This is a genomic window from Paenibacillus sp. FSL L8-0663 (assembly GCF_038008125.1).
In the GTDB taxonomy this organism is placed as follows: Bacteria; Bacillota; Bacilli; order Paenibacillales; family Paenibacillaceae; genus Paenibacillus; species Paenibacillus polymyxa_D.
In genome coordinates this window covers 5,138,432-5,150,637 of the sequence record NZ_JBBOYM010000001.1, presented here as the reverse complement: position 1 = coordinate 5,150,637, position 12,206 = coordinate 5,138,432, and the positions used below count along the sequence as shown (strand labels likewise).

The 12,206-nt window shown below is 44.3% G+C and carries 7 protein-coding genes; all 7 read left to right on the top strand.

Annotated elements, in window-relative coordinates; all coding sequences use genetic code 11:
* The first annotated feature begins 265 nt into the window (after window positions 1–265).
* The 7 genes from fabZ to MKY75_RS22705 all read left to right on the top strand — a co-directional run bounded on the left by fabZ (window position 266) and on the right by MKY75_RS22705 (window position 12,164).
* Window positions 266–712 carry a 3-hydroxyacyl-ACP dehydratase FabZ gene (gene fabZ / locus MKY75_RS22735; protein ID WP_013312312.1) on the top strand — a complete coding sequence of 149 codons (447 nt, stop codon included), beginning with the start codon at window positions 266–268 and terminating at the stop codon, window positions 710–712.
* A gap of 98 nt (window positions 713–810) precedes the next feature.
* Window positions 811–2,529, top strand: coding sequence for a phospho-sugar mutase (locus MKY75_RS22730; protein WP_029514610.1), 1,719 nt, complete (start codon window positions 811–813; stop codon window positions 2,527–2,529).
* Window positions 2,530–2,788: 259 nt separating this feature from the next.
* Window positions 2,789–4,804, top strand: a complete 2,016-nt coding sequence (locus tag MKY75_RS22725; RefSeq protein ID WP_165146184.1) for a DUF5693 family protein — start codon at window positions 2,789–2,791, stop codon at window positions 4,802–4,804.
* Window positions 4,780–5,916, top strand: coding sequence for a polysaccharide pyruvyl transferase CsaB (gene csaB / locus MKY75_RS22720; protein WP_165146187.1), 1,137 nt, complete (start codon window positions 4,780–4,782; stop codon window positions 5,914–5,916). The genes MKY75_RS22725 and csaB overlap by 25 nt, the downstream gene beginning before the upstream one ends.
* 8 nt (window positions 5,917–5,924) lie before the next feature.
* On the top strand, window positions 5,925–6,686 hold the full coding sequence (locus tag MKY75_RS22715) for a WecB/TagA/CpsF family glycosyltransferase (RefSeq protein WP_029514607.1): 762 nt from the start codon (window positions 5,925–5,927) through the stop codon (window positions 6,684–6,686).
* 137 nt (window positions 6,687–6,823) lie between these two features.
* Window positions 6,824–7,954: a glycosyltransferase family 4 protein gene (locus tag MKY75_RS22710; protein ID WP_029514606.1), complete on the top strand. Its 1,131-nt coding sequence runs from the start codon at window positions 6,824–6,826 to the stop codon at window positions 7,952–7,954.
* Window positions 7,955–8,144: 190 nt separating this feature from the next.
* Entirely contained in the window at window positions 8,145–12,164 is a 4,020-nt protein-coding gene (locus MKY75_RS22705) for an S-layer homology domain-containing protein (RefSeq protein ID WP_165146190.1), read from the top strand.
* The last annotated feature ends 42 nt before the right edge of the window (window positions 12,165–12,206 follow it).

Sequence of the window (12,206 nt, the reverse complement as noted above, 5' to 3'; positions counted from 1 at the left end):
TGATAACTGTATAATGATGGGGAAGTTTATAACACTGCGGGGTAAAACCAAGCACGGGCAAAAGGGCTTCTTCGCGCCTCAGGTTGCATAACCGGCGGAAAAAGCCCCTTATCTCAACCTCCACTTCTGCAGTAGGTGAAGGATATCTAACATTGTTGCCGCCAAGAGCTGTTTTTATACAGCGTAGGCGGGGTAATATTATGCTTGCAGTAACTCATGATTGATACAGAGTCAGACCTGCAAGCGGGAGGAGTTATTAAGGTAAATGGACAAATTGCAATTGGATGTTAATCAAATTCAGGAGATTATCCCACATCGAGCGCCATTTTTATTGGTGGATCGTATTATTGAGCTGGAGGAAGGGAAAAGAGCAGTAGGCATTAAAAATGTAACGATGAATGAGCCTCATTTCATTGGACATTTTCCGGGGTATCCCGTTATGCCTGGTGTGTTGATTACCGAAGCACTGGCTCAAGTTGGGGCAGTCGCATTACTGCACCTAGAGAGCAATCGTGGCAAAATCGGATTCTTGGCAGGATTGGATGGTTTCCGTTTCCGAGGACAGGTGGTTCCTGGGGATACGTTGACGCTTGAAGTGGAAATCACTCGTTCCAAAGGCGCATTTGGCAAAGGGAAAGCTACGGCTAAAGTAGGCGATACGGTAGTAGCTGAGGGCGAAATTATGTTTGCTTTATCTGACCCTCCCCAATAAATAAAGCTCTTCCGACATAAGCACGAGGTCTGAACCGAGTGCAAGTGTACATAGAAATCCTGTTTTGATAAACCAAAAATGGAGAGGGGAAATTCCGTATGACGCAGTTGAGTAAAAAAGCATTAGAAGGCATTGAGAGCTGGCTGCAAGACCCTTATATTGATGAAGAAACCAAACAGGAGTTGCGCGCATTGGAAGGCAACGAGCAGGAACTGGAGGATCGCTTTTACAAAGAGCTGGAATTTGGCACAGGCGGTCTGCGTGGAGTGATCGGAGCAGGGAGTAACCGGATGAACCGTTACGTCATCGGACGTGCGACTCAAGGGTTGGCTCGCTATATTTTAGAACAGCATGCTGGTAAAGAAGGCAAACCTTCGGTTGTTATTGCACATGATTCGCGTCACTTTTCGCCAGAGTTTGCTCTGGATGCAGCTTTGGTGCTGGCAGGCAATGGTATCGTGGCTAAGTTGTTCCCTTCCTTGCGTCCAACGCCACAGCTTTCGTTTAGTGTACGTCATTTGGGAGCCAGTGGAGGGATCGTTGTAACAGCCAGTCACAATCCTCCTGAGTATAATGGATACAAGGTATACAACGATGAAGGGGGTCAGCTTGTTCCTGATCAGGCTGAACAGGTAATTAGTTATATCCGTGAGGTTCCTTCTTTTGCTGACATTCGCAGTCTGACACGTGAGGAAGCAGAGGCACAGGGATTGTTGGTTTGGCTTGGAGAAGAGGAAGATGAAGCGTTTGTAGATACGGTAGCCAGTGTGAGTGTGAACCGTGAGCTGATTGCAGCCGGACCAGGCAAAAACTTCAAAGTTGTGTTTACGCCTCTCCATGGCACTGGAAATGTACCGGTTCGTCGTGTACTGGAGAAAATCGGCTTTGAACAGGTGCATATTGTACCTGAGCAAGAGCTGCCAGATGCTGAATTTTCGACTGTTAAGTCGCCAAACCCGGAAGAACGCGATGCGTTTAAACTGGCAATTGCGCTAGGTGAGAAAATTGGTGCAGATCTGTTGATCGGAACAGACCCTGATGCTGACCGTATGGGTGCAGTTGTGAAAAACCGTGATGGCGAATATGTAGTATTGTCCGGTAATCAGTCTGGTGCGATCATGGTTTACTACTTATTGAATCAGCTGAAAGAAACAGGCAAGCTTCCGAATAATGGGGCTGTTATCAAAACCATCGTAACCAGCGAAATGGGTGCAGTTATTGCCGAACATTTTGGAGCAACCGTGTTTAACACGCTAACTGGCTTCAAGTATATTGGCGAGAAAATGAACCAGTTTGACCAAACTGGCGAGTACACCTACTTGTTTGGCTATGAAGAGAGCTATGGTTATTTGGCAGGGAATTACGCTCGCGATAAGGATGCTGTCTTGGCGGCTATGCTGATCGCTGAAGCTGCTGCTTATTACAGCACACAAGGTAAGACGCTCTATGATGTTTTACAAGAGCTGTACGAGCAGTTTGGCTACTTCCTTGAGAAGCTGGAGTCTCGTACTCTTAAGGGTAAGGATGGAGTAGCACAGATTCAGGGCAAAATGACCGATTGGCGTAGCAACGCGCCTCAAGAGATTGCAGGCGTGAAGGTAGATAAGGTACTGGACTACTCACAAGGTCTGGACGGTCTTCCACAGGAAAATGTACTCAAATTCTTACTGGAGGACGGTTCGTGGTTTTGCCTGCGCCCTTCGGGAACAGAGCCGAAAATCAAAGTATACTTTGCGGTACGCGGTTCCTCGCTGTCAGACGCGGAGCAAAGAATCAGCCACCTGGTCGATGCTGTTATGGCTCGCGTAGACGCTTGAGAAAAATCCCTTTATAATAGAATAGGTTAAGGTAATTGGATAAGATATAGTAATCGGTGACCTCTCACGGCAAAGGGCAGTACGCCGTGGAGGTCATTTCTGTATTGCAGAATAACCTGGAAGAGGCTTTGGGAAAATAGGCTTATTCCGGCAACGGAGGATTTTGCAAAATTCAATGAGTGACCTACCAAAAGGTTGAGTACGACAAGGTGGGCAGCATTGAATTTTGCAAAATCCCGAATATTAAGGAGGTTCTTTGGTGTATCAGAAATGGCAATATTGGAATACGGCTTCTCGAAAATGGTTATGGATTTTGGTGGCTGTCGGCTTGCTGGCTTCCATTCCAGTCATCGCCGATCGTGTGAAGACAGAATCCTCGAGTAAAAAAGTAGAGATTGTATTCGATTATCGGGATTTGACGGAGGCAGCCTCGTATCAGGCTCATCCGCAGGACTATCTGAATGAGCAGCTTGACCGCTTACAGCAAGCGGGTGTGAACAGCATGGCGATGTATGAAAGTACGTTGGATGATTTCCGTAAAGCGGGCCGTGTCGTAACCTATACGACTCAGAACGTTGCCGATATGGAAAAACGGCTTTCACCTGCAAATGAGAATTTTACGTATATTGTTTTTGCTGACAAAGAAAATGCGGAGGCATTAAAGCCGTTAATTTTACGTACGTTTACAAGCCTGGACATAAATGTAAAACCTTGGACTTATCAGGGACAGGAAGGGTTAGTTGTGGAAACATCTCCAGAGGATGCGTACCTCAAGCCCATGCAGCCTGACCCGATTGCGATGAAGCAGCTTCGGAGCAAAGGATTTTTTATTGTTCCACGGATGAGCGACAGTCTTCCTTACAACCAGGAGTTGACAGAAGAGATGCTTGCTTCCTTTCAGCAGAATGGTGTAAAACGCATTTTGTTTGAAGGTGATTCAGTCAAAGGCTTCACCGATAACGAGAAAGAGCATAGCTTAGCGGCATTTGCTAAATTGCTGAACAAATACGATATTGGCCTAGCTGCTATCGAAAACTTAAAAAAACCGCAAGCAGGCTTCAATAAGCTCGCTTACGATATCCACTATAACGTTGTGCGTTTATACTCATTGAGCGATAAAGATGCAACGCTGGATGTGGAAACGTTGGCCGATCGTTTTGCTCTGGCTACCAAGGATCGTAATATTCGCATGTTGTATCTGAATACCGCGCCTAGCCGTAGTATTGCTGAAGCCAAGGTGAAGGATTCGGTAGATAACCTGATCCACAGCTTGGACAAGCCGGGTAACGCTGTACAACGGATGGAGAAAAAGGGGTTTGAACTCGGACAGGCTGAACCATTCCAAGTAGTCGATTCGTCCATTCAGCGCTATCTGAAAATGATTGTCGTACTAGGTGCACTGGCATTCTTCTCCATTATGGTGTCCTATTTCGTCCCGGCATTGACTTTGCTGGCATTTGCACTCGGTTTGGTAGGTTCAGCAGGACTTTATGTTTTGAACTCCAGCTTGATGGAGCAAGGTCTAGCCCTACTCGCGGCGATTAGCGGACCAACGGTTGCAATGATCATTGCTGTGCACACGATTAGAATTAAACGTGAACAGGGGTCTGAACTTTCTGCAGGTCAGCGTTTGATTCAAACGCTTATACTGTACGTACGGACAGCGATTTTGTCGCTGGCTGCAGTACCATTTGTTATTGCTCTGTTGAATAATATTGCTTACAGCCTTGTGCTGAACCAATTCAGAGGTGTAAGCTTGCTTCACATTCTGCCGATCTTCTTGGCAGCGATATATATTTTCTTTTATCGTGGCGTTTCTATACGAGAGGAAATTTCCAAGCTGCTACGTACGCCGATTACTGTATTGTGGGTGATCGCACTGGCTGTTATCGCAGCCGCAGGTTATTACTATTTGACTCGTACTGGAAATGCGGGCACAGTGTCGAACACGGAGCTGGCATTCCGGAACTTCCTTGAAAATGCGTTTGGTGTACGTCCACGCAATAAGGAATTTTTGATGGCTCACCCACTGTTTATTGCAGGAGCGTTCCTGAGTTTGAAATATCGCAAAGCAATCTATTTGCTGATTATAGCTGCTATTGGTCAAGCCTCTATGGTGGATACCTTTGCTCACATTCACTCTCCAGCGGCACTGTCGCTTAGTCGCGGGCTGTTAGGATTGGGCTTCGGTCTGGTGCTGGGAATCATCGCAATTGTCGTGTGGCAAGTGCTGGAAGGGTGTTGGAAGAAATGGTCACCACAGCTCAAACGATAATCATCTCGGGTTATTACGGCTTTCACAATAGTGGGGATGAGGCGGTGCTCAAGTCGATTTTGACAGCTTTAGAGGAGGAGAGCCGTCAGGCGGGTATCACGGTCAAGCCTGTTGTTCTATCTTCTGACCCTGCTTGGACACAGAAAATGTACGGAGTAGAAGCTGTACCGCGGATGAGTTTGGGGGAAGTTCGTAGAGCGATTAAAAACAGCGATGGGCTAATAAGTGGCGGCGGGAGCCTGCTCCAGGATGCAACAAGCCCTAAAAGTATTCCGTATTATCTGGCGATTCTGAAATTGGCCCAATGGGCTGGAAAGCCGACATTTGTATATGCTCAGGGCATTGGCCCGGTACAACGGAAGATATTTTATCCTATGATCCGTTCTGTGTTTCAGCGCTGTGAATATGTTTCTGTAAGAGATGAGCAGTCTGCCGCACTACTGGATACTATGAAACTAAAGAACCCGGTTGTTGAAGTTGTTCCTGATCCGGTAATGGGGCTTCCATTGCCCCCAGGTTCCGAGCTGCATAAAGCAGCAACTGAGACTGATCAGGATCAACCTCCGATCGTTGGCGTATCTGTACGTTACTGGGATAAGGAATGCCGCGATTTGAAGGCTATCGCGGAGGGCTTAAAAAAATTAGCTGCTGAGCGCCGTGTACACTTACGCTTTTTACCTTTCCATCTGCCTGATGACGAGCAGGCTTCAAGGATGGTAATGGATTTGTTGGGGGATATTAGGGGGACGGGAAGCCTTGTAAGCATGTGTGATCAAGTCACCGATCCTCAACAGATGCTTTTGGAAGTCAGTCGTTGCAGTTTGATGATCGGGATGCGATTACACAGCTTGATCTATGCAGCATCCCATCAGGTGCCTCCGTTAGGGATATCCTATGATCCTAAAATTGATCATTTCCTCAGCCGTGTCGGTAGCCAGCCTGTAGGCACTACAGAGGCACTGGATGGACAAAAACTGGCTAATGAGTCTATGCGGTTGCTGGATCAGCGAAGTCAATGGATCGAGAGCCAGGGAGCAGCCATTGCTTTGTTAAAAAGTGAGGCTCGCTTACCGGCGCAGCATATCGTTAATTACTTGTGTCGCAAAGGATGATGGATACAGTGACAGTTGATAAGGTTACGAATGTGCCTACCGTCCCGATTTTCGGTGTTCCGGTATCAAGGCTTAATATGAAAGATACATTAAATGTATTAATTCAAGCAGTGGAGTCTCGCCGGCCCCATCAAGTGATCACTGCCAATCCGATAATGGTAATGGCAGCATTGGAAGATCCAGTGTACATGAACGTTATGAAACAGGCGGAGCTGATTGTCCCGGATGGGACCGGCGTAGTGTGGGCTGCAAACTATGTAGGACATCCTGTACCTGAGCGTGTAGCGGGCTTTGACTTGTTACATGAATTACTTGCAGCTGGCGAAAACTATCATTGGAAGGTTTATTTACTGGGATCAACATCTGAGGTGATTCAAGCGACCGCAAAGCGGGTACATGAGCTTTATCCCGCAATTACGGTTTGTGGCAAGCGTGATGGTTTTTTTGGACCAAAAGAGGATGAAGCCGTAATTGCAGCTATTCGTGAAGCAAATCCTGATTTATTGTTTGTAGCACGTGGAGCGGACACACAGGAACCCTGGATTGGTAAATATAAGGAAAAGTTGGGTGTACCGGTGATGATGGGGGTTGGCGGCAGCTTCGATGTTATATCAGGCAGAACCAAACGCGCACCTAAATTGTTTCAAAAGCTACGGGCTGAATGGTTATATAGACTCCTCAAAGAGCCAAGCCGTTACAAAAGAATGCTTGCGCTGCCGAAATTCGCCGCGAAAGTGATGCGCGAAAAAGAAAACGTCACAAAAGTGTGATAAATAGCTTGAATCTGCCTCCAAAACCCGCTAATTTGCCAGAATATGAAGCTTGGTATTTATTTTTGATCAGAGTATAATTCAATGCGGTTACATCTGAAAAGGGATTGCTTTAAAATTGGGGGTCGAATGATCAAATGTTATTGATCTATATTATTGGGTTCATCATGGCACTGGGACTTGCGCTGTTACTGACACCGCTCGTCAAGAAATTCGCTGTGAAGGTTGGAGCCGTCGATGTACCGAATGCCCGAAAAGTACATACCCGAATTATGCCGCGTCTTGGCGGACTGGGGATTTTCTTGGCATTTCTGTTGTCCTTATTGGCGGTGTTACCTTTTGTGCCTGACGGAATGCTGTCCTCTCGGGATATTAACTTTATCGCAGCCTTTCTGATTGGCGGTACGCTGATTACACTGATTGGTGCTCTCGATGATCGTTTCGATCTCAATGCAAAATTGAAATTTTTGGCTCAAATTGCCGTTGCGTGTATGGTCGTGTTTGCTTTTGATATTCGTGTAGATTTTGTAAATGTACCTTTTCAGGATGCATACTCATCTTTGGAAAGCTGGATTTCCATTCCACTTACGATTTTTTGGATCGTAGGTGTAACGAATGCCATCAATTTGATTGACGGTCTGGATGGACTGGCTGCAGGTGTCTCAGGCATTGCGATTGGAACTATTTTTGTGATGTCGATATTGATGGGTAATTACATGGTAGCTATGCTTTGCCTTGTGCTGCTGGGCAGTATTATCGGATTCTTATTTTTTAACTTTCATCCTGCAAAAATATTTATGGGTGATACTGGGTCATTATTTTTAGGTTTCTGTCTGGCCATGCTATCCATGCTTGGTTTCAAGCAAATTGCTATCGTATCTTTTATTACGCCATTGATTATTATCGGTGTACCATTGTCAGATACATTCTTTGCTATCATTCGTCGCAAGTTGCAGAAAAAACCGATTTTCTCTCCGGATAAAGGTCATTTGCATCACTGCCTACGCGAACTAGGTTTCAGTCACAGACAGACGGTGTTGATTATCTACGGTATTGCTGCATTTTTCGGTGTATTGGCCGTGATTCAATCGTCTGCTGCGCTTAATGAAGCGAACTGGGTCACCTTTGTCGTGATTTGTATTATGATGTTCTTCCTACAGATCGGTGCAGAGGTTATTGGTCTTGTTGGCAAAACCAAACGCCCAGTTATTAACACACTGATTCGGTTGTTGGCTAAGCCAGATTCCCAGACGCGTTCGAAATTATAATTTTAATTTAAAAGTAAGCCTTCAAGCTTGGCGGTATACCGCGGGTTTGAAGGCTTTTTTGATGTTTGCTGTAAAAAAACTCCCTCCTTTTTTGAGAATTTACTAATTTTTTGTATGTTTACTACCGATAAAAAAAGTATTGAATGATTACGTACCCCAAGGTGCGACAGAATCAAAGGAGGACAATGATTTGAAACGATTGCTATCCATGTTGCTGACGGTTGGTCTCATCATTGGCTTGGTGCCGGCGGCCCTGGTAGGTACGGCTCATGCTGCGACAGGAACTTATTTCATTTTTCCAAATGAGAAGTATGATGCGGATTCGGCCAGATCGGTGAACACCGACCGTATTACAGTTAACGGTACGATTAACGGAGTGAACGGAAGCACGATATCATATAGTGTATTCCAGCTCTCTAAAAATGGAACGACCCTTAATGTGGTGAATAAAAATGAGAGTCAAAAAGGCGGAATTACGGTCAGTGGCTCTACACTTCAAATTACAGACATCAAACTGTTTCCTGGTTTGAACCGAATTACATTCCAAAGTAGCCAAAACTCGGCTGAGATGAAGGATTCTATTTACGTAGAGTACCAGGATGGACCCAAGGTTTATGATCTGTCTGCTACGCTGAATGGTGAAACAGAACAATTAGTAGAGAACCAGACAGCTGTGTTAACAGACGCTCGCAATAGCGGTACGGATGATGTTAAAGTAGTCATTCAAGGTACGGCGCCTAATGCCGACAGTGTAACGCTTACGTCTGCAAAAAGCAGTAATACGTATAATGTATCCTCTTACACTGGCTATAAACTAACAGGTAGTGTGGTACTCAGTCCAGGTAAAAATATAGTGAATATTAAAGTGAATAACGGAACTCAGGCTCTTACAGTTACACGTGAAATTACGATTTATACGGGAAAACCGGAATTCTCTGATTTGACCTTGAATAAGGATGGGAATGTTTCTGCCGATCTGACCACTTCGCCTGACTTTACCGTATCGTCTACAAGTGGTGTGGTTTTAAAAGGTAATGTTTTGGTGCCAGGCGGTCCAACCGATCCAGGAGTTGCCACAATCAATGCGCGTTTTACCGATGTGAGTAACAATGGTAGCGCTGTGGGTAGTGCGACTGGAGTTGATGCCACAATTGATACTGCAAATGTGGTTACATCAAATGGTTATAAAGTATATCCATTTCAGGTGACTGTACCTTCAGAAGCTGTTATTGATCATTTGACCAGGGCATCTCTGGGCATAACCTATACGGATAGCAGTACACCTCCAGCTCCATCGGCTGTCCAATTTACATTGCGCAGCAGCACTCAGCCGTATATTGATGATATTAACTATCTTCCTGATTTTAATAATCAATTGTTGAGCAGAATTAAGGGAAGCGGGTCTGATCAAGCAGCTGCTATAGATGAAGCTCTGAAATTAACTGGAAGCTCTATGAAGAACAAGACTACAGATGCTCCATCTGTTCCTGTTGGTATGGAGTTCATCGTTGTTAACGGTGCACCTTCTTCAATTAGTGAACTTTCTGGTGTGTCAGTTCATACTGTAGGATCACCTCAAGATGTGATTCGGACAATCAATGGTAAGTCAACACAAGTGAAGAAAATCGTTGCTTATGTAGACACTTTGCCTAAAGAAGGACAAAACGTACTGAATTTTTACCTGAATGGCGACTCGACCAAATTAATTAAAGCAACGGTGAATCTGTTGCAGGGTCCGTTCATGAAATACGATACGATTTATGATGGGCAACAAATTCCGTTAAATACATCCAGCTCAAACTTGAATACCTATAAATTGACTCAACTGGGCTACTTTAAAGGTAAATTGCTTGATGTGAGCAACGCAGCGGATATTCATTACACTGGAAGTAACCGAAATGTATTCCTGTATGTTAATAATGTATTGGTTGATCTGGATGGTTCAGGAGCGGACTTCAAGCTTGCTGCTTCCTCAGAGACAGCCGCAGCCAATGCCTTGGCGAACGGGAATAATGAAATCAAGTTTGTGTACAAGCCAGGTATTGAGTACAGCAATACGGTAAAAGTAAACTTTACACAGACGAATATTCCAGTAATTCCTGTTCCAAATACACAAGGAATCATCCCTTTTACACCAGTTAGCGGCTTGAGCAATACACCGAAGTATAGCGAAATTGCTCCGAAATCAAAAGATGCTAATTTCACCAAAGTGGATGATACTAACTACAATACATCTCTGAAAAATATCAATGTATTTGGTACTTTCAGTATTGCCGATTTGGGTAAAGCAGATCAGGTAAATGGTTCGTTAAGTGATATTGCCAATAAAGATCAATATATTTTGGAGATTAAGGGATCGGATGACAGTGAATTCAACTGGACGTTGAGTAACGAGTTTTTCTCAGCAGAAGATGCTAAGACAACATACAATTCCGGTTCTACTACAGATAAATTTACTAATAAAGATTTAAAAGACCTGCTTGTGTACTACCATCCGGACAAAAAGTATTTCAGCTTTGTGTTGAAAAACCAAACTATTTCGCAAGATGGAACACCAGTAGCTTATAACATTACCTTGTACAATAGCGGCAAGAGCGGACCATTTGCTACTTTCCGACTGCAAGTATCAGGTCAATCTACATCTTTTGATATTTTGCGTCCGCTCCCTGAAAAGAGAATCGTGAATCAAAACTTTGTGCAAGTTGTTGTGAACGCAGGTAACGCAGATAGTGTTATGGTAGGTAAGGAAAAAGCGGTTCAAGAAGGATTTGATTCTGACTATGATGGTACCGTTGATTACCCATCAACTTACAAAGCCATCGTAACAGGTCTAAAAGCCAACAAAGATAATAAAATTGACGTAGTGGTTACAGTAGGCAAAGAAAAACTGAAACAGACCATTACTGTTAAATATGTGCCTACAAATATTCCTGGCGAGCAGTACATGGAAGCGATGAAAACATCGCACAAAGTGTTCGATGGTAATCTTACACTTGCTTTTGCGAAGGGAACGAGTCTAATTCGCCGGGATTACGATCAACCACAGCAATTCAAAAACCAGGTTTTCTCTGGGCATACTTTGTACTTTGCGATAGCAAATAGCGAAGATGGTGTGGTAGACCGTCATGAATTTGAAACTGAAAAAGCATTGTCCGATATGCGGAGCTTGATTGCAGACGGAAGTAGATACTTCAACCGGGATTTCCCAAGTCGTTTTACCAAGTCCAGTCCAGTATTCTGGATTGACCCAGGTACCGCAGATGATATCAAAACGGATGCTTACGATCCAGTGACATATGGTGCTGATCCTTATCAATTGGCTAACAAGTCGCAAAATGACAGCAGCAAGATCAAAAACTTCTACTGGCGTGACCCATCTAACGAGTTAGTACCTTCCAAGCGTGCTACATTGACGCTGACGTATGATAGTAGTATTGCTCAAGATGCAGGGAAACAAATGTCGGTGTTCTATTTTGATTCTGATCTTAAAGACTGGCAGAACATTGGTGGTGTGGTGGATCCGAAAAAACACACCATTAAAGTACCGTTTGATCGTTTCGGTTACTATGTAGTTGCTAAAGTTGGAGAAACGTATAGTGATGTCATTAAGCACAAATACGCCAGAGATTACATCGAAGCCATTTTGGCTAAAGGTGTCATGAACCCAATGGATCCAATTAATAGCTTTGGACCTGACAGCTACATTAAAAGAGGCGAATTTACGTCTATGATCGTCAAAGGTCTGCAAATTCCGCTTAATTTCAGCGGAGCGAAGCATTTTGACGACGTGTCTATTCCAAATACGATATCAGCAGATGCGCTCTATGATTATCGTTATATTGAAACAGCTGCACGCGCTGGTATTGTCAAAGGTTCGCAACCAAGAATCTTTATGCCGGAAGATGTAATCACACGCCAAGATGCAGCAGTCATTATCGCTAAGGCATTGAATTTGAAGCTTGAAACAGATCATGACAAGATCATGAAGAATCTGTCTAAGACCTTTAAAGATGCAGACAAAATTGATTACTATGCACAGGCATCTGTGTTGGCTATTGCCAAGAAAGGCTTTATTACGGGTTCACCTGTTGATGCAAGCGATCTGAAAAAAGGATATATGTTTAATCCTACTTCTCTGACCTTGCGTGGAGATGCAGCCATTATTGTAGCTAAAGTTATGGCTGATAAAAAGCTGCTTCCTAAAATCTAATTAACAAAACACCTGAAATTATTAAACATCCCTCCATGCGAA